This is a genomic window from Massilia sp. UBA6681 (assembly GCF_002454935.1).
In the GTDB taxonomy this organism is placed as follows: Bacteria; Pseudomonadota; Gammaproteobacteria; order Burkholderiales; family Burkholderiaceae_D; genus Telluria; species Telluria varians.
This window is the reverse complement of the sequence record NZ_DKJX01000066.1, coordinates 1-18,541: the sequence shown is the minus strand read 5'-3', so window position 1 is coordinate 18,541 and position 18,541 is coordinate 1. Positions and strand designations below refer to the sequence as shown.

Sequence of the window (18,541 nt, the reverse complement as noted above, 5' to 3'; positions counted from 1 at the left end):
GAGCGCGATGAAATTCGACTGGATCGACCGCGCTGCCGCCGCGCGCGCCGCCGGCGCCGGCTTGTCGCGCCGCGGCTTCCTGAAGACCGCGGGCGCCGCCACCGGCGGGCTGGTGCTGGGCTTTACGCTGCCGGGCGCGCATCGTTTCGCACAGGCCGCCGAAGCCAAGGTCTACGCACCGAACGCCTTCCTGCGCGTGGCGCCCGACAACACCATCACCGTCATGGTCAACCGCCTCGAATTCGGCCAGGGCGTACACACCTCGCTGCCGATGCTGATCGCCGAGGAACTCGACGCCGACTGGTCGCAGATGCGCGGCGAGCTGGCCCCGGCCGGCGAGGTCTACAAGGATCCGGCTTTCGGCATGCAGATCACCGGCGGCTCGGGCAGCATCGCGCACGGCTTCACGCAATACCGCGAGATCGGCGCACGCGCCCGCGCCATGCTGGTCGCCGCCGCGGCCGAGCAGTGGAAGGTCGCGCCCGGGCAGTGCCGCACCTCGAAAGGCATGGTGCTCGGCCCGAACGGCCAGAAGGCGAGCTACGGTTCGCTGGCCGAGGCTGCGATGAAGCAGCCGGTGCCCGCCACCGTGGTGCTGAAGGAGCCGAAAGCCTACCGCTACATCGGCAAGCCGATGCGCCGCATCGATGCGCGCGCCAAGTCGAGCGGCCGCCAGCAGTTCGGCATCGACTTCACACCGGAGGATGCGCTGACCGTGCTGGTGGCGCGTCCGCCGGTATTCGGCGCGAAAGTAGCAAAGTTCGATGCCGCCGCCGCGCGCGCCGTGAAGGGCGTGGTCGAGGTGCTGGAAGTGGACCTGGATCGCGGCGCCCGTGGCGTCGCCGTGTTCGCGAAAGGCTACTGGCCGGCGAAGCAGGGCCGCGAGGCGCTGCAGGCCGAGTGGGACACGAGCGGGCTCGAGAAGGTCAGCAGCGCGCAGCAGCTGGAAGAATTCCGCAAGCTGGCCAAGGCCCCGGGCGGCGCGCTCGCGCGCAAGGCCGACGTGTCTCAGCTGGCCGGTGCTGCCCACAAGATCTCGGCGGTTTACGATTTCCCCTACCTGGCGCATGCGCCGATGGAGCCGCTCAACTGCGTGGTCGACCTGAAGCTTGACTCCTGCACGATCTGGGCCGGTACCCAGTCGCAGACGGTCGACCAGCAGGTGGCGGCAGGAATCCTCGGCTTCAAGCCGGAGCAGGTGACGATCAACACCATGATGGCCGGCGGCGGCTTCGGCCGCCGTGCGGTGCTGGCATCGGACTGGGTCGGCGACACGGTCCGCATCGCCAAGGCCTGGCGCGCACTTGGGAAGAGCGGCCCGGTCAAGCTGGTGTGGAGCCGCGAGGACGACATCCGCGGCGGCTACTACCGCCCGTCCTATGTGCACCGCGCCGACCTCGGCATCGACGGCAAGGGCCGGATCGTGGCCTGGGACCACAAGATCGTCGGCCAGTCGATCATGGCCGGCACCATGTTCGAGCAGGGCATGGTCAAGGACGGCGTGGACGGCAGCACGGTCGAGGGCATGGGGGCGCCCTACGACGTGCCGCTGAACCTGGCGGTCGAGGGCGTGAAGCAGAACGTGCCGGTGCTGTGGTGGCGCTCGGTCGGTTCGACCCATACCGCCTACGTGATGGAGACCCTGATCGACGAGGCCGCGCACGTGGCCAGGATGGACCCGGTCGCCTACCGCAAGAAGCTGATGGGCGAGAAGCACCTGCGCCACCGCGCGGCGCTCGACCTGGCGGTGGCCAGGTCCGGCTACGGCACGAAAAAGCTGCCGAAGGGGCGCGCCTGGGGCGTGGCCGTGCACGAGTCCTTCGGCTCGGTGGTCGCCTACGTGGTCGAGGCCTCGGTGGTCGACGGCGTGCCGAAGCTGCACCGCGCGGTCGCGGGCGTGCACTGCAACCAGCCGGTCAACCCGCTGTCGATCGAGGCGCAGGTGCAGGGCGCGGCCCTGATGGGCCTGGGAATGACCCTGCCGGGCGCCGCGATCACGCTCAAGGACGGCGTGGTCGAGCAGCAGAACTTCGGCGACTACGTCGTGGCCCGCCACCATGAGATGCCGCAGGTCGAGGTGCACATCGTGCCGTCGAACGATCCGCCCACCGGCGTCGGCGAACCGGGCCTGCCGCCGCTGGCGCCGGCCTTTGCCAACGCCGTGTTCCGGCTGACCGGCAAGCGCCTGCGCAAGCTGCCTTTCGACCTGGCGACGGCTTGACGCGATGTCGCCGACGCGCACGTCGCCGACGCGCATGTCCTTGACCGGCATCCTGCTTGCTGCCGGCCGGGGCCGCCGTTTCGACCCCGGGGGCAGCCGCAACAAGCTGCTCCAGTCGCTGCCCGGAGGCGAGCTGGTGGCCGCTGCCAGCGCACGTCGCCTGCTCGCCTGTGTGCCGCGCGTGGTCGCGGTGGTGCCGCCGGAGGACGGCGGCGTGGGCGACATCCTGCGCGCACTCGGCTGCGAGGTCACCGTGTGCCCGGATGCCGATACCGGCATGGGCGCCTCGCTGGCCCATGCGATCCGCCACTCGCTGCCGGCCGAAGGCTGGCTGGTGGCGCTGGGGGACATGCCTTTTGTGGCGGCATCCACCCTGGACGCGCTGGTTGAGGCGGTACAGGCGGGCGCCGGCATTGCGGCGCCGGTGGTCGGTGGAAGGCGCGGCAACCCGGTCGCCTTCGGCCCCGTTCACCGCGACGCGCTGCTGGCGATGGAGGGCGACCAGGGCGCGCGCCGGCTGCTGCAGGCGTATCCGGTACAAGACATCCCCGTGGCCGACCCCGGCGTCCTGCAGGATATCGATACGCCCGCCGACCTGCCGGCTTGATGTATGCATGTCATTGTTTTCCAGTCTTGATCGAATCCGATTACACTAGGGAGCATATTTGGCCGCATCACCTATCGATATGAAAAAACCTTCCCAGAAAAAGAAGCCCGAGCAGCCCGCCATCCTCTACACCATCGTTCCCAAGGACCTGGCCGGCCACCTGTTCAACGTCACGGTTACGGTTGCAAGCCCCGACCCTGAGGGACAAGTATTCACGCTGCCGGCCTGGATCCCCGGCAGCTACATGATCCGCGAATTCGCCCGCAACATCGTGCGCATCCGCGCCGAGAGCGGCGGCCAGGACGTCTCCTTGAGCAAACTGGACAAGCATTCCTGGCGCGCGGCGCGCACCAGCGGTCCCTTGACCCTGCACTACGAGGTGTACGCCTGGGACCTGTCGGTTCGTGCCGCCCACCTCGACCAGACCCACGGCTTCTTCAACGGCACCAGTGTATTCCTGCGCGTGGTCGGCCAGGAAGCCTTGGCCCACCAGGTCGACATCCAGCGCCCCGGCGACCCGGTCGCGAAGGGCTGGCGCGTCGCCACCGCGATGAAGGAACTCGGCGCCAAGCGCTACGGTTTCGGCACCTACACAGCAAGCGACTACGACGAGCTGATCGATCATCCGGTCGAGATGGGCGACTTCGAGCTGGCCAGCTTCAAGGCGCACGGCATCCCGCACGACATCGTCATTACCGGCCGCGTGCCCAACCTCGACATGGCGCGCCTGCAGGCCGACCTGAAAGCCATCTGCGAAACCCAGATCGCCTTTTTCGAACCGCACGCGAAGCGCGCGCCGATGGACCGCTACGTCTTCATGACGATGGCCGTCGGCGACGGCTACGGTGGCCTGGAGCACCGCGCGTCCACCGCCCTGATCTGCGCCCGCGCCGACCTGCCGAGCCTGGCCACCCCGAAGAGCGCCGAGCCGGGCGAAGGCTACCTGCGCTTCCTGGGCCTGTGCAGCCACGAGTACTTCCACACCTGGAACGTCAAGCGCATCAAGCCGGCGGTGTTCGCGCCCTACGACCTGCAGGTGGAGAACTACACCCCGCTGCTGTGGCTGTTCGAAGGTTTCACCAGCTACTACGACGACCTGATGCTGGTGCGCGCCGGGATCATCGGCGAAGCGACCTATTTCAAGCTGCTGTCCAAGACCGTCGGCGGCGTCCTGCGCGGCAGCGGACGCCTCAAGCAGAGCGTGGCCGATTCGAGCTTCGACGCCTGGAGCAAGTACTACCGCCAGGACGAGAACTCGCCGAATGCGATCATCAGCTACTACACCAAGGGTTCCCTGATCGGCCTGGCCTTCGACCTGACGATCCGCGCCAGGACCAACGGCGCGAAGTCGCTGGACGACGTGATGCTGGCACTGTGGGAGCGCTTCGGGCGTGACTTCTACAGCGGCGCGGGCCGCGGCGTGACGGAGGCCGAGGTCGAGGCGATCTTCGACGAAGTGGCCGGCACGCGCCTGCGCACCCAGTTCGAACGCTGGGTGCGCGGCACCGACGACCTGCCGCTGGCCAAGCTGTATGCGCCTTTCGGCGTCAAGCTGGTAGACGAGCGCAAGGGCGGCAAGCCCTCGCTGGACGCCGGCATCGGCCGCGACCCGCTGGGCGCCAAGCTGACCCAGGTGCACGAAGGCGGCGCCGCGCACCGCGCCGGCCTGTCGGCGCACGACGTCATCATCGCCATCGACGGCCTGCGCGCCAGCGGCAACCCGCCCAACGTGGACACGCTGCTCGGCCGCTACCGCGTCGGCGACAAGGTGACCGTGCACGCCTTCCGCCGCGACGAGCTGATGGCCTTCGACGTGACGCTGCAGGGCGACAAGCTGCCGACCATCACCCTGTCGCAGGCCGTCGCCGGCAAGAAGTCGGTTGCGCTCAAGCGTCCAAGCGCTGTTTAATACCAAATGCGTGGCGTCTCGTAATTCGGGCCACTGGCCCGAATTACCCCACGCGTTCAACTACAACCTGAAACGAGATTACGCTTGAAACCAGCCCTGATCGCCGCCGTCCTGTCCTTCTGCACCGCCTCCGCCTCCGCCCAACTCCCCGCCCCACTCAAAACCGACATCAGCACCCGCGTCAACGCCATGTACCCCTGGCTCGACACGGTCTACAAGGACCTGCACGCCAACCCGGAAATCGCCTTCCAGGAAGTGCGCACCGCCGGCAAGCTCGCCGCTGAAATGCGCAAGCTCGGCTTCGAGGTGACGGAAAAGGTCGGCAAGACCGGCATCGTGGCGGTCCTGAAGAACGGCGCCGGCCCGACGGTGCTGGTGCGTACCGAGATGGACGGCCTGCCGATGGAAGAGAAGACCGGCTTGCCCTACGCCAGCCGGGCCAAGGCGGTAAGCAACGGCGCCGAGAGCTTCGTTACGCACAGCTGCGGTCACGATGTCCACATGGCCGGCTGGCTCGGCACGGCCCGTACCCTGGCCGAGATGAAGTCGAAGTGGAAAGGCACGCTGGTCTTCATCGCCCAGCCCGCCGAAGAAATCGTTTCCGGCGCCAAGGCGATGCTGGACGACGGCTTGTTCAAGCGCTTCCCCAAACCCGACTATGCGTTCGCCCTGCATTCCTGGCCGCTGGCGCACGGCACCGTCGGCTTCAATGACGGTCCGGTGTCGTCCAACTCGGACGCGATCGAGATCGTGTTCAAGGGCCGCGGCGGCCACGGCTCGGCGCCGGACAAGTCGGTCGACCCGATCACCATCGCCGCCCGTTTCGTGGTGGACGTGCAGACCGTGGTCAGCCGCGAGAAGGATCCGAAGGAATTCGGTGTGGTGACCATCGGCGCGATCCAGGGCGGCACGGTGGGCAACATCATCCCGGACAATGTGCAGGTGCGCGGCACCATCCGCTCGTACAGCCCGGCCGTGCGCGCCAAACTGTTAGAGGGCGTGCGCCGCGTCGCCAACGCGTCCGCCGCCATGGCCGGCGCACCGGCGCCGGACGTCCAGTTGATCAGCGGCGGCGCGGCCATCGTCAACAGCGAAGCGCTGGTGGCCAGGACCGAAGCCGTGTTCAAGGACGCTTTCGGGGCCGCCAAGGCCCAGCGCATGCCGGCCATGACCGCCAGCGAAGACTTCTCGCTGTTCGTCAACGAGGGTGTGCCCTCGATGTTCTTCTTCACCGGCGTATACGACCCGAAGGCGGTGGCCGAGGCCGAACGCGAAGGCGGCAAGCCGATCGCCTTCAACCACTCGCCGTTCTACGCGCCGGTGCCGGAACCGTCGATCAAGACGGCGGCGCAGGCGATGAGTCTGGCGGTGCTGAACGTCCTCGGGCGCTAAGGACTACTGCGGACCGGCCAGCGTCCTGAGCTGGAAGCGGTAGTCCCGGTCGAACAGGAAGGTTTCCGAGAAGGTCATCGCGCGACTGTTCGCGGCAAGCAGGCCGTGAGGCCGGGGCAGCGGTCCGCTGCGCAGCATCGACGCCATGGCGATCCGCGCGGCGTTCGCGTCGCGCGCACGCTGCACTTGCACGTCGGTCAACTGGCCGTCCCCGTCCACCGTGATGTTCACCACCACGATCGCCGGCAGCATCGGCGGCAGGCGTCCGCTGAAGATACGGTCGGCATTGCGCTGGACGATGTGGCGCGCCACGTGCGCCTTGTAGGCGTCGAGCGTGAGGGATGGCGGTGGCGTTGGCGCGGCGGTCGGTTCGCGGTCGATGGCGATGCTGCTGCGCTCTTCGACGGGAACGGGAGGAGGGGAGCTGGCGCAGCCGCACAGGACTGCCAGAAGCGTCGCGAGAAGCGCTTGACTGCGAAAAGAAATGTTCATGGCGGATGAATGCAGCGTCGCAGGTTGGCGCCTCGAGGGCGCTTAACTTCGACGCCCCGCAGTCATCCTTAGTTCCGCGGAGCTTAGAGCGCCTAACAATTCCCCCGATGGCTGCGTTGCATCGCCTCGCCGTACTAGCGTACTGTCGTCAGCGATGCGCCTTGCCCTCGGGGTTTTGTTAGACGCTCTTTAGTCAGCCCCGGATATCAGCCAAACAGCCTCTGCAGTTCCACGCCCGGCTCCGGCGCCCGCATGAAGGCCTCGCCGACCAGGAAGGCATGCACGTTCGCCGCGCGCATCCGCTGCACGTCCGCCGGTCCCATGATGCCCGACTCGGTCACCACCAGGCGCTCCGCCGGAATCCGCGGCAGCAGGCCCAGCGTGGTATCGAGCGACACCTCGAAAGTGCGCAGGTTGCGGTTGTTGATGCCCACTAGCGGCGTCTTCAGCTTCAACGCCGCAGTCAGTTCCTCGCCGTCATGCACCTCGACCAGCACGTCCATGCCGAGGTCAAGCGCGCAGGCTTCCAGTTCTGCCATCAGGCCGTGGTCCAGTGCCGACACGATCAGGAGGATCGCATCCGCGCCCATCGCGCGCGCCTCGTACACCTGGTAATGGTCGACGATGAAGTCCTTGCGGATCACCGGCAGCGCACTGGCGGCGCGCGCCTGGCGCAGGTAATCCACCGAGCCCTGGAAGAACTGCACGTCGGTCAGCACCGACAGGCAGGCCGCGCCGTGTTCGGCGTAGCTTTGCGCGATCGCCGCCGGCTGGAAGTCCGGGCGCAGCACGCCTTTCGAAGGCGAGGCCTTCTTCACTTCCGCGATGATGCCGGCCTGGCCGGCAGCGATCTTGTTGCGCAGGCTGTTCTCGAAACCGCGGATGGCGCGGCGTGCGTCCAGGTCGCTCTCCACCTCGCGGCGCAGGCTGGCCAGGTCGCGCGCTTTCTTCGCCGCGGCCACTTCGTCGGCCTTGACGGCCAGGATCTTGTTCAGGATATCGGACATAAGACTCTCAATGCGTTGGCTGGCTGCTTGGCTCAGGCGTGACCGCCGAGCTGGCGCGTGACGGTGACGAACTGCTCGAGCTTGGCCAGGGCCGCGCCGGACGCGATCGTCGCCCGCGCCTTCGCCAGGCCCTCCTCGATCGAGGACACGACGCCGGCCGCGTACAGGGCGGTGCCGGCATTGAGCGCCACGATGTCGGTGGCGGGGCCCGGCTCGCCGCGCAGCGCTTCCATCACGCGTTCCTTCGATTCCGCCGTATTCGCCACTTTCAGGTTGCGGCTCGAGATCATCGACATGCCGAAGTCTTCCGGATGGATCTCGTACTCGCGGATTTCGCCGTCGACCAGCTCACCCACCAGGGTGCCGGCGCCGAGCGAGACCTCGTCCATGTTGTCGCGGCCCCAGACCACCATCGCATGCTGGGCGCCGAGGCGCTGCAGCACGCGCACCTGGATGCCGACCAGGTCGGGGTGGAACACGCCCATCAGGATGTTGGGTGCGCCGGCCGGGTTGGTCAGCGGTCCCAGGATGTTGAAGATGCTGCGCACGCCCAGCTCGCGGCGCACCGGCGCCACGTGCTTCATGGCGGCGTGGTGGTTGGGCGCGAACATGAAGCCGATGCCGGTCTGGGCGATCGACTGGGCGATCTGCTCGGGCTTCAGGTCGATCTGGGCGCCGAGCGACTCGATCAGGTCGGCGCTGCCGGAGGACGAGGACACGCTGCGCCCGCCATGCTTGGCCACGCGCGCGCCGCCGGCGGCGGCAACGAACATCGAGGCGCTCGAGATATTGAAGGTGTTGGCGCCGTCGCCGCCGGTGCCGACGATGTCGAGCAGGTTGGTGGTGTCGGCCATCGGCACCTTGATCGAGAACTCGCGCATGACCTGGGCGGCGGCGGTGATCTCGCCGATGGTTTCCTTCTTCACGCGCAGGCCCATGGTCAGGGCCGCGACCATGGTCGGCGACATCTCGCCCGACATGATCTGGCGGAACAGGTGCAGCATCTCGTCGTGGAAGATTTCGCGGTGTTCGATACAGCGCAGCAGGGCTTCTTGTGGGGTGATCGGCATGGCGGGTCCAGTTTTCTATGAGGTATTCACAAGACCGTCATTCCCGCGCAGGCGGGAATCCAAGTTGCTTGCGTATCGATTGCATTAGCGCTTGTGGCTAGTCACGCAAAATTGGGTTCCCGCCTTCGCGGGAACGACGACTCATCGGGTAACGGTATATCTCAGCGCGCAAGAAAATTCTTGAACAGCGCATGCCCATGCTCCGACAGGATCGACTCGGGATGGAACTGCACCCCCTCGATGTCGTACTCCTTGTGGCGCACGCCCATGATCTCGCCGTCGTCGGTCCATGCCGTCACTTCCAGGCAGTCCGGCAGCGAGGCGCGCTCGATCGCCAGCGAGTGGTAGCGGATCACGGTGAAGGGGCTCGGCAAGTCCTTGAACACGCCTTCGCCGGTGTGGGCGATGAGCGAGGTCTTGCCGTGCATGACCTGCTTGGCGCGGATGACGTTCCCGCCAAACGCTTCGCCGATTGCCTGGTGGCCGAGGCACACGCCCAGGATCGGCAGCTTGCCCTTGAATTCGCGCAGGATGTCGAGCGAGATGCCGGCATCCTTCGGCGCCTTCGGGCCCGGCGAGATGCAGATGCGGTCGGGCGCCATCGCTTCGATATCTTTCAACGTGATTTCGTCGTTGCGCACCGTGCGCACGTCCTCGCCCAGCTCGCCCAGGTACTGGACGATGTTGTAGGTGAACGAGTCGTAGTTGTCGATCATTAGCAGCATGTCAGAACTCCCCATCCAGGCCGTCTTGCACCTGTTCGGCCGCGCGCAGCACGGCGCGCGCCTTGTTTTCCGTTTCCTGCCATTCCATCTCGGGGATGGAATCGGCCACGATGCCGGCCGCGGCCTGCACGTAGAGGTTGCCGTCCTTGATCACGCCGGTGCGGATCGCGATCGCCACGTCCATCTCGCCACCAAAAGAAAGGTAGCCGCACGCGCCGCCGTAGATCCCGCGCTTGACCGGCTCCAGCTCGTCGATCACTTCCATTGCACGCACCTTCGGGGCGCCGGTGAGGGTGCCGGCCGGGAAGGTGGCGCGCAGCACGTCGAGGTTCGACATGCCGTCTTTCAGCTTGCCTTCGACGTTGGAGACGATGTGCTGCACGTGCGAGTACTTCTCGATCACCATCCGGTCGGTGACTTTCACGCTGCCGGTATCGGCGATGCGGCCGATGTCGTTGCGCGCCAGGTCGATCAGCATCACGTGCTCGGCGATCTCCTTCGGATCGGCCAGCAGTTCGGCCGCCAGTTCGGTGTCGCGTTCCGGGGTGGCGCCGCGCGGACGGGTGCCGGCGATCGGACGCAGGGTCACCTTCTTGCCGCCGTCGGGCAGGGACTCGTTGCGTACCAGGATTTCCGGCGAGGCGCCGACGATCTGCATGTCGCCGAAGTTGTAGTAGTACATGTAGGGCGACGGGTTCAGCGAGCGCAGCGAGCGGTACAGCGACAGCGGCGAATCCACGTAGGGCTTGCGGATGCGCTGGCCGATCTGCACCTGCATCAGGTCGCCCGCCATCACGTATTCGTGGGCCCGGGCCACCGCCTTCAGGTAGTCTTCCTTGCTGAAGTCGCGCACCGCCTCGGTACGCACCGAGCTGGAGGTCACCGGCGCATCGACGCTCCGGCGCAGCATCACGCGCAGGTCCTTCAGGCGCTGGCGCGCTTTCGCATAGGCTTCCGGCTGGGCCGGGTCGGCGTAGACGATCAGGTAGAGCTTGCCCGACAGGTTGTCGATCACCGCCAGTTCTTCGGTCAGCAGCAGCTGGATGTCCGGCAGGCCCAGTTCGTCGCGCGGGCAGCTGTTCTCCAGCTTGCGCTCGATGTGGCGCACGGTGTCATAGCCGAAGTAGCCGGCCAGGCCGCCGCAGAAGCGCGGCATGCCGGGGCGCAGGGCCACCTTGAAGCGCGACTGGTAAGCCTCGATGAATTCCAGCGGATTGCCTTCGTGCGTCTCGATCACTTCGCCGTGCCTGACGACTTCAGTATGCTTGCCGCTGTTGCGGATCAGGGTCGAAGCAGGCAGGCCGATGAAGGAATAGCGGCCGAAGCGCTCGCCGCCGACCACCGACTCCAGCAGGAAGGTGTTCTTGCCGGCCTGCTGGGACTGGGCCAGCTTGAGGTAGAGCGTCAGCGGGGTCTCGAGGTCGGCGAAGGCTTCCGCGACCAAAGGAATGCGGTTATAGCCCTGGTTGGCCAGCGATTTGAATTCGAGTTCGGTCATGCTTTTCTCCAGACCGCCCAAGGGAAGGGAAGGGCGGTGGTTCACTTCAAAAAACCTGTCGGACGAGCACGGCCGACAGCAATCGGGGACGGGTTAGTTAGCCCAGGATTGCCAGCGTCGCCACAGCCAGGCCTCGAGGGCGCCGGTCTGGTTGACAGTGTGTTTTTTGGTGAAAAACATGTATAGATAACTTATTTTGCGGTGTGGTTATGCGCAGATATCTGCTCTGCCGCTTCTAGCAGCGAACTCACTATACCATCAGAATTAATTTCTTGTATAGGCCGTCCGTGGTTATAACCATATGGGACTGTGAGCACGAAGCAACCGGCGGCGCGTGCGCTTTCGGCGTCGTTGGACGAGTCGCCGATCGCCACCACCATCGATGGCGGCAGGTCGAGCGCGGCGCAGGCGCCCAGCATCGGCATCGGGTCCGGCTTCTTCTTTTCGAAGGAATCGCCGCCGAACACGCGCTCGAAATACGGCGCCAGGCCCTTCTGGTCGAGCAGGGGAAGCGTGAAAGCGAGGGGCTTGTTGGTCACGCAGACCAGACGCAGGCCTTGTGCGCGCATGGCCTGCAGGCCCTCGATCACGCCCTCGAACAGGGTGCTGTGGTCGCCGTTGATGGCGAGGTAGTGGCGCTGGTAGCCGGCCAGGGCCTCCTCGAACACCGCGTCCACGCGCGCCGCATCCCAGTCGAGCAGCAGCGCGTCGCGCACCAGTTTTTCGGAGCCCTTGCCGACCAGCGGCTTGATGGTCGCCTGGGTGATCGGCGCCAGGCCCAGGTCGGCGCGCATGCCGTTCAGGGCCGCCTCGAAGTCGGGCACCGTGTCGAGCATGGTGCCGTCCAGGTCGATGATGGCGGCCCGGATGCCTGCTGCGCCGGCCCGCATTATTGTCCGACCTTGGCCAGTTCGCCGCGCATCGCGTCGATCACGGCCTTGTAGTCCGGCTTGCCGAAGATCGCGGAACCTGCGACGAAGGTGTCGGCGCCTGCGGCGGCCGCTTCGGCGATGTTGTCGGCCTTGATGCCGCCATCGACTTCCAGCATGATGTCGCGGCCCGACTCGTCGATCATGCGGCGCGCCATGGCGATCTTCTTCAGCGCCTGCGGGATGAAGGACTGGCCGCCGAAGCCCGGGTTCACCGACATGATCAGGATCATGTCGATCTTGTCCATCACGTGTTCGAGGTAGTGCAGCGGGGTGTGCGGGTTGAACACCAGGCCGGCCTTGCAGCCGTTATCGCGGATCAGCTGCAGGGTGCGGTCGATGTGCTCCGAGGCTTCCGGGTGGAAGGTGATGATGTCGGCGCCGGCCTTGGCGAAGTCCGGGATGATGCGGTCGACCGGCTTGACCATCAGGTGCACGTCGATCGGCACCTGCACGTGCGGGCGGATCGCCTGGCACACCAGCGGGCCGATGGTCAGGTTCGGGACGTAGTGGTTGTCCATCACGTCGAAGTGGATGATGTCGGCGCCGGCGGCGACGACATTGCGCACTTCCTCACCCAGACGGGCGAAATCGGCGGACAGGATGCTGGGAGCGATGCGGTAGGTAGTCATGAAAGGTCGTGCCGTTAAAAAGAATCCGATATTTTACGCTGATGAAGCGCATGCCCGCTGCGCCCGCGGCGACTTGGAAAGCCGCCGCGCGGTATGATTGTCGTTTGCGCCACACAGGGCGCTTCCACCAATATTGACGATCACGCAAGGAATCCCCATGCCCGCCTATGAATTCGCTGTCAAGGTCAGGACCCAGTACCTGTCCGAACAGTCCAACCCGGAACGGGACCAGTACGTGTTCAGCTACACCATCACGATTACCAATACGGGCAGCATCGCCGCCCAGTTGATCTCGCGCCATTGGGTCATCACCGACGCCAACAACGCGGTGCAGGAAGTGAGCGGCCTGGGCGTGGTCGGCCATCAGCCGCTGCTGCAGCCGGGCCAGCAGTTCGAGTACACCAGCGGCACCCAGTCGGCAACGCCGCAGGGCTCGATGAAGGGCGAATACTTTTGCGTGGCCGAGGATGGCCACCGCTTCGAAGTGCCGATTCCGGAATTCGTGCTGGCGCAGCCGGGCGCACTGCACTGATCAGCGCAGCACAGCTTATTGTTCGCCGGCGTCACGTTCCTTCTGTGCCGGCTCGTCGCGCGGCACGTCCTTGCGGCCGGCGAACATCGTCCACCAGACGATAAAGACGAGCAGGAAGAGTGCCACGCCGGCTTCCACCATCAAGATCCACATATCGGTCCTTCAGTCCTTTTGTTCTTATGCCATCGACACGCCGCAGTGTAACCGCTTCGCTTGCCCTCGTCGCCTTTTTGAGCGGCTGCTCGACCACGCCGCAGCAGCCGCCCAAGCCCGCCGAACCGGTGCGCATGCCGCCGCCGGTCGGCCCGGTCTATGTGCCGGCGGCGCCGACGCCGCTCATGACGCCGACCACCTTCAGTGCGCTGCCGGGATGGGAACAGGACGACCTGCGCCAGGCCTGGCCGGCCCTGCTGCAATCCTGCCGCGGCCTGGCCAGCAAGCCTGACTGGAAAGCGGTGTGCGTCGCGGCCCGCGCCATGGACGGGAGCGACGCCGCAGCGGTGCGCGGCTTCTTCGAGAGCCGGTTCGTGCCGAACCTGGTGCGCGCCGCCGATGGCGCCGACACCGGCCTGATCACCGGTTATTACGAAGCGATGCTGTACGGTTCGCGCAAGCGCGCCGGCGCCTACCAGACGCCGCTCTACCGCGTACCAAGCGACCTGCTCACGGTCGACCTGGGCAGCGTGTATCCGCAGCTGAAAGGCATGCGCCTGCGCGGCCGCCTGTCCGGCAAGACCGTGGTGCCGTACAGCAGCCGCGCCGAGATCGCGCGTGCGCCCTTCGCCGGCAAGGAGCTGTTGTGGGTGAACGATCCGGTCGAGGCCTTCTTCCTCGAAGTGCAGGGCTCGGGCCGGGTGCAGCTCGACAGCGGAGAAACGGTGCGCGTGGCCTACGCCGACCAGAACGGCCATCCCTACAAGGCGATCGGGCGCTGGCTGGTGGAGCAGGGCGAACTCGCTGCCGAGGAGGCCACGGCCCAGGGCATCCGCGCCTGGATCGCGGCCAATCCGGGACGCCGCCAGGAACTGTTCAACGTGAACCCCAGCTATATCTTCTTCCGCGAAGAGAAACTGCCCGATCCTTCGCTCGGCCCGAAGGGCGCGCTGGGCGTCCCGCTCACGCCGGGGCGTTCGGTGGCGATCGACCCGGCCTTCGTGCCGCTCGGCGCGCCGCTGTACCTGGCGACCACCGAAGCCGGCAGCGAGGTGCCCATGCAGCGCCTGATGATGGCGCAGGATACCGGCGGCGCCATCCGCGGCGCGGTGCGGGCCGACTTCTTCTACGGCTTCGGCCCCGACGCGATGGACCGGGCGGGCAAGATGAAGCAGCGCGGCACGGTCTGGGTGCTGCTGCCGCGCGCGGCGCAGTAATCCCGGACTTACTCCCTGGCCTGCCTGAGGCGGGTGCCGAACACGCCGCCGGCCGCCAGCAGGACGGCGCCGGCGGCGATGCAGCCCAGGCCGGCGCGCACGCCGAAGCCTTCGCCCAGCCCGCCCGCCAGCAGGGCGCCCAGCGGCGCCGCAGCTACGGTCAGGGCGCGCATCGTCGCCACCATCCGGCCCAGCACCGCATCGGGCGTCACGCGCTGGCGCAGGGCGATGTAAGGCACGAAGAACAGCGTCGCGCCGCAGTCGATCCAGAACACCACGATGGCGTAGGCCGCCACCGTCCAGGCTGCGCTGCCGAACAGCGCCGGCGGGATGACCGGCACCAGGGCGAAGCCGAAGGCCGACACGCACAGGCCGGCCAGGATGCCGCCGCCGGTGCCCAAGCGCCTCGAGAGCGGCTTGACCAGCAGCGAAGCCGCCAGCACGCCCAGGCCGCCCAGCATGTTGGCCATGCCCATGGTCCCCGGCGTCATGCCGAGCACGCGGGTGGCGAACAGCACGTGCAGGGCGGTGTAGCCATAAAACAGCAGGTGCCAGCAGGCCGAGACCCAGGCCAGGGTGCGCAGCAGCGGCTGGTTCCAGACGAAAGCCAGGCCCTCCTGGATGTCGCGCAGCGGATGGGAGGTCGAGGGCGGCGGCTGCGGTTCGCGTGCGCGGATGCGGCGCAGGTTGAGCAGCGAAATGATGAAACCCGCCACATTGCACGGGATGGCGATCGGCGCGCCCAGCAGTTGCACCAGGCCGCCCGCCATGCCGGGGCCGACCACGCGCGCGGTCGATTCCGTGGCCGCGAACTTGGCCTGGGCGTCGACCAGGCCGTCGCGCCCGACCAGGAAGGTGAGGAACACCTGTTCCGCGCTGCCTCCCACCACATGGCCGGCGCCGATCACGAAGCCGACCGCATACAGCCAGGGGATGGTCAGCAGGTCCAGCCACCAGGCCAGCGGCACGCTGGCCAGCGCGACCGCCACCATCAAATCGCTGCACCGGCAGGCGCCGGCTGCGGTCCAGCAGGACGCCGGAGGGAAGGCCGAACAACAGGAAGGGCAGGGATTCGAAGGCGGCCAGGGTGCCCATCTGCGCCGGCGTCGCATGCAGCATCAGCACCGCGCAGATCGGCAGGGCCAGCAGCGTGATCTGGGCGCCGAAATGGGCCAGGATGCTGCTGAACCAGAAGCGGCGGAAGTCGGGCTTGCGCATCACCGAGTCGGCAGGAACGCGCTTCTGCAGCCAGTTGTTACCAAACGAAAGAATGGTGATCTCGCACAGAATATTGCTGAACAAATAATCATACCGTGTTTGATCGGGCGCGAGACGTTACAATCCCGGCAATCCGTCCACCTCACAAGGGAAAGCCACATGGAATATGCAGATCTGCTGATCGAAAACCACGGCAAGGTCGTCGTGATCCGCCTGAACCGTCCGAAGGCGATGAACGCGCTGAACGACAACATGATGAACGAGCTGGGTGATGCCCTGCACAAGTTCGACGCCGACCCCGCGGTCAACGTCATCGTCCTGACCGGCAGCGACAAGGTCTTCGCGGCGGGCGCCGACATCGCGGCCATGGCGAACTACACCTATGCGGCGGACACCTACCCGGGCAACTACATCGGCCGCAACTGGGAGCACATCCTGAACATCCGCAAGCCGGTGATCGGCGTGGTGTCGGGCTACTGCCTGGGCGGCGGCTGCGAACTGGCCATGATGTGCGACTTCCTCATCGCGTCGGAGAGCGCCAAGTTCGGCCAGCCGGAAATCAAGGTGGGCGTGACCCCGGGCGCCGGCGGCACCCAGCGCCTGCCGCGCGCGATCTCGAAATCGAAGGCGATGGACATGCTGCTCACCACCCGCATGATCGACGCCGCCGAAGCCGAGCGCACCGGCCTGGTGTCGCGCGTGTACCCGGTCGAGAGCGTGATGGAAGAGGCGATCAAGGTGGCCCAGGTCATCGCCGAGATGCCGGTGTCGGTCGCCATGCAGATCAAGGATTGCGTGAACCAGGCCTACCAGATGCCGCTGAACGAAGGCGTGCGCTACGAGCGCCGTTACTTCCATGCCGGTTTCGGCACGCCTGCGCAGAAAGAAGGCATGTCGGCCTTCCTCGAAAAGCGCAAGCCGAACTTCGAAGGCATGTAAGCGATGCGGGCAGCGTCGTTCCCGGCATTGCGTCGAGGAGCGGCGGCGCTCGTCGTCGTCGCGGTCGCGGTGGCGGCCTACGGCTGCAGCGCGCTGCAGCCACTGGGCCAGCGCGCCGCCAGCTTCACGCTGGACGGCACCCACACGACACGGCTGGGGCAGGCCATCGCCCCGCTGGCGGCCGCGCATCCCGGCCGCTCCGGGATACAGCCCCTGATCGACGGGCGCGATGCCTTTGCGGCACGCGTCCTGCTCGCCCGCAGCGCCGAGCGCAGCCTCGATGTCCAGTACTATATATGGCGCGACGACCTGACCGGCACGCTGATGCTGGATGCCTTGCGCGAGGCCGCGGCGCGCGGCGTGCGGGTTCGCCTGCTGCTGGACGATAACAATACCGCCGGACTCGACCCAAGCCTGGCTGCCCTCGACCGTGAACCGAACGTCGAGGTGCGGCTCTTCAATCCCTTCGCGCTGCGCCGCTGGCGCAGCCTGGGCTACCTCACCGATTTCAGCCGGCTGAACCGGCGCATGCACAACAAGTCCTTCACGGTCGACGGACAGGCAACGATCGTCGGCGGCCGCAACGTGGGCGACGAATATTTCGGCGTCGCGGGGGACATGCTGTTCGTCGACCTCGACGTGCTGGCGGTCGGCCCGGTGGTGCGCGACGTGTCGCAGGATTTCGACCGCTACTGGAATAGTGCTTCCGCCTATCCCGTCGCGGTGCTGGTCGATGCGGACGACGCGCAGCGCCCCGGCGCACTGGCCGAGCGTGCGGCCGCCTTGCGCAAGCGGCCTGCCGCCCAGCGTTACCTGGAGGCGCTCCGGACCTCGCCCTTCGTCGAGCAGTTGGTGGAAGGTCAACTGCCGCTGGAGTGGAGCCCTGCGCGTCTGGTGAGCGACGATCCCGCCAAAGTGCTCGGCAAGGCCGATCCGGACGACCGCATGGCCGTGGGCCTGCGCAAGCTGTTGGGCGAGCCGAAGCGGCAGCTCGACCTGGTGTCGCCGTATTTCGTTCCCAGCAAGGATGCGGCGCACACCCTCGGCGATATCGCGCGCGGAGGCGTGCACGTACGCGTGCTGACCAACTCCCTCGAGGCGACCGATGTGGCGGCCGTGCACGCCGGCTATGCCAAATGGCGCCGCGGGCTGATCGAGGCCGGTGTCTCGGTGTTCGAGCTGCGTCGCAGATGGGGAGCCGAGCTGCCCGAGCGCGGCAAGGGGCGCTTCGGCAGCTCCGCCTCAAGCCTGCATGCCAAGACCTTCGGCGTGGATGGCCGCGCCGTCTACGTCGGCTCTTTCAATATGGACCGGCGCTCGATCGACCTGAATACCGAGATGGGCCTGGTGATCGACAGTGCGCAGCTGGCCGGGCAGCTGGACAAGACACTCGACGACGCCATTCCTGAAACCGCCTATGAGGTTCGCCTGGATGAGCAGGGGCGGCTCTATTGGCTCGAGCGTACCGGCGGAAAACTCAGGCGCCATGACCAGGAGCCGGGCACGACCATCTGGAAGCGCGCAGGCGTCCAGTTACTGTCATTTTTGCCCATCGACTGGCTCCTGTAAAAAATTTCGACGAAGGCCTTGCGGGACGGTGGGGCGGTTTGCTATAGTTCGCCTCCGCTTCGGTAGCGACCGAAAAAGTTCAACGAAATCAGTTGGTTAAGTTGACAAGGTTCGCAGATGAAAATCTGCAACGAAGCGAACGAGGGGTTGACGAGTTAAGCGAAACACTGCATAATCTCACTTCTCTGCTGCTGACGAACACAACGCTTCGTACGGTGCAGCAAGGTAGTGCAGAACAAAGGTTCTTTAACAATCAACAGTCGATAAGTGTGGGCGTTTGATGAAGGTGCCAGCTGGGTTCGCTCAGCTGCATACTTAAATTATCAAATGTTCACAAAAGTATTAAACGTTGTCTCAGCAATGAGATGACGGTCAGTATCTTGAGTGAGCGACTCCGTAGCAATACGGATGACACGCAAGTGTCAACAAAC

17 protein-coding genes are annotated in these 18,541 nt (G+C 66.2%); 8 read left to right on the top strand and 9 right to left on the bottom strand.

Features of this window, described 5'->3' with window-relative positions:
- Window positions 1-7: 7 nt before the first annotated feature.
- From B2R83_RS10585 to B2R83_RS10570, 4 genes are all read left to right on the top strand, one after another.
- Window positions 8-2,221 carry a xanthine dehydrogenase family protein molybdopterin-binding subunit gene (locus B2R83_RS10585; protein WP_292040887.1) on the top strand — a complete coding sequence of 738 codons (2,214 nt, stop codon included), beginning with the start codon at window positions 8-10 and terminating at the stop codon, window positions 2,219-2,221.
- Between the two features lie 34 nt (window positions 2,222-2,255).
- Window positions 2,256-2,828: a nucleotidyltransferase family protein gene (locus B2R83_RS10580; RefSeq protein WP_292040884.1), complete on the top strand. Its 573-nt coding sequence runs from the start codon at window positions 2,256-2,258 to the stop codon at window positions 2,826-2,828.
- A 79-nt stretch (window positions 2,829-2,907) separates the two neighbouring features.
- Window positions 2,908-4,737, top strand: a complete 1,830-nt coding sequence (locus B2R83_RS10575) for a M61 family metallopeptidase (RefSeq protein ID WP_292040882.1) — start codon at window positions 2,908-2,910, stop codon at window positions 4,735-4,737.
- Window positions 4,738-4,821: 84 nt separating this feature from the next.
- On the top strand, window positions 4,822-6,129 hold the full coding sequence (locus B2R83_RS10570; protein ID WP_292040881.1) for an amidohydrolase: 1,308 nt from the start codon (window positions 4,822-4,824) through the stop codon (window positions 6,127-6,129).
- Window positions 6,130-6,132: 3 nt separating this feature from the next.
- Here B2R83_RS10570 and B2R83_RS10565 read toward each other — a convergent pair whose 3' ends face one another.
- The 7 genes from B2R83_RS10565 to rpe form a co-directional block, all read right to left on the bottom strand.
- Window positions 6,133-6,621: an energy transducer TonB gene (locus B2R83_RS10565; RefSeq protein ID WP_292040879.1), complete on the bottom strand. Its 489-nt coding sequence runs from the start codon at window positions 6,619-6,621 to the stop codon at window positions 6,133-6,135.
- A 206-nt stretch (window positions 6,622-6,827) separates the two neighbouring features.
- On the bottom strand, window positions 6,828-7,628 hold the full coding sequence (gene trpC / locus B2R83_RS10560) for an indole-3-glycerol phosphate synthase TrpC (RefSeq protein WP_292040876.1): 801 nt from the start codon (window positions 7,626-7,628) through the stop codon (window positions 6,828-6,830).
- Between the two features lie 32 nt (window positions 7,629-7,660).
- The gene (trpD, locus tag B2R83_RS10555) at window positions 7,661-8,698 is read right to left on the bottom strand and encodes an anthranilate phosphoribosyltransferase (RefSeq protein WP_292040874.1); all 1,038 of its coding nucleotides are present in this window, start codon (window positions 8,696-8,698) and stop codon (window positions 7,661-7,663) included.
- Window positions 8,699-8,859: 161 nt separating this feature from the next.
- The gene (locus B2R83_RS10550) at window positions 8,860-9,423 is read right to left on the bottom strand and encodes an anthranilate synthase component II (RefSeq protein ID WP_027864208.1); all 564 of its coding nucleotides are present in this window, start codon (window positions 9,421-9,423) and stop codon (window positions 8,860-8,862) included.
- A 1-nt stretch (window position 9,424) separates the two neighbouring features.
- The gene (gene trpE, locus B2R83_RS10545; RefSeq protein ID WP_292040870.1) at window positions 9,425-10,921 is read right to left on the bottom strand and encodes an anthranilate synthase component I; all 1,497 of its coding nucleotides are present in this window, start codon (window positions 10,919-10,921) and stop codon (window positions 9,425-9,427) included.
- 191 nt (window positions 10,922-11,112) lie between these two features.
- Window positions 11,113-11,811 carry a phosphoglycolate phosphatase gene (locus B2R83_RS10540; protein ID WP_292040868.1) on the bottom strand — a complete coding sequence of 233 codons (699 nt, stop codon included), beginning with the start codon at window positions 11,809-11,811 and terminating at the stop codon, window positions 11,113-11,115.
- Entirely contained in the window at window positions 11,811-12,482 is a 672-nt protein-coding gene (gene rpe / locus B2R83_RS10535; protein ID WP_027864205.1) for a ribulose-phosphate 3-epimerase, read from the bottom strand. The genes B2R83_RS10540 and rpe overlap by 1 nt, the downstream gene beginning before the upstream one ends.
- A gap of 157 nt (window positions 12,483-12,639) precedes the next feature.
- On the opposite strand from rpe, the gene apaG reads away from it, so the two are divergent.
- Window positions 12,640-13,014, top strand: a complete 375-nt coding sequence (apaG, locus tag B2R83_RS10530) for a Co2+/Mg2+ efflux protein ApaG (RefSeq protein WP_027864204.1) — start codon at window positions 12,640-12,642, stop codon at window positions 13,012-13,014.
- Window positions 13,015-13,029: 15 nt separating this feature from the next.
- Here the strand turns inward: apaG and B2R83_RS10525 are convergent, their stop codons facing one another.
- Window positions 13,030-13,167 carry a hypothetical protein gene (locus B2R83_RS10525; protein ID WP_200879918.1) on the bottom strand — a complete coding sequence of 46 codons (138 nt, stop codon included), beginning with the start codon at window positions 13,165-13,167 and terminating at the stop codon, window positions 13,030-13,032.
- Between the two features lie 26 nt (window positions 13,168-13,193).
- On the opposite strand from B2R83_RS10525, the gene B2R83_RS10520 reads away from it, so the two are divergent.
- Window positions 13,194-14,384, top strand: a complete 1,191-nt coding sequence (locus tag B2R83_RS10520) for a murein transglycosylase A (RefSeq protein WP_292040861.1) — start codon at window positions 13,194-13,196, stop codon at window positions 14,382-14,384.
- Window positions 14,385-14,392: 8 nt separating this feature from the next.
- On the opposite strand, the gene B2R83_RS10515 is transcribed toward B2R83_RS10520, so the two are convergent.
- The gene (locus B2R83_RS10515; RefSeq protein WP_292040859.1) at window positions 14,393-15,376 is read right to left on the bottom strand and encodes an MFS transporter; all 984 of its coding nucleotides are present in this window, start codon (window positions 15,374-15,376) and stop codon (window positions 14,393-14,395) included.
- Window positions 15,377-15,761: 385 nt separating this feature from the next.
- Here B2R83_RS10515 and B2R83_RS10510 point away from each other — a divergent pair, with 385 nt between their 5' ends.
- Both B2R83_RS10510 and B2R83_RS10505 read left to right on the top strand, forming a co-directional pair.
- Entirely contained in the window at window positions 15,762-16,541 is a 780-nt protein-coding gene (locus tag B2R83_RS10510; RefSeq protein ID WP_292040858.1) for an enoyl-CoA hydratase, read from the top strand.
- A 3-nt stretch (window positions 16,542-16,544) separates the two neighbouring features.
- Entirely contained in the window at window positions 16,545-18,110 is a 1,566-nt protein-coding gene (locus tag B2R83_RS10505) for a phospholipase D family protein (protein WP_292040855.1), read from the top strand.
- The last annotated feature ends 431 nt before the right edge of the window (window positions 18,111-18,541 follow it).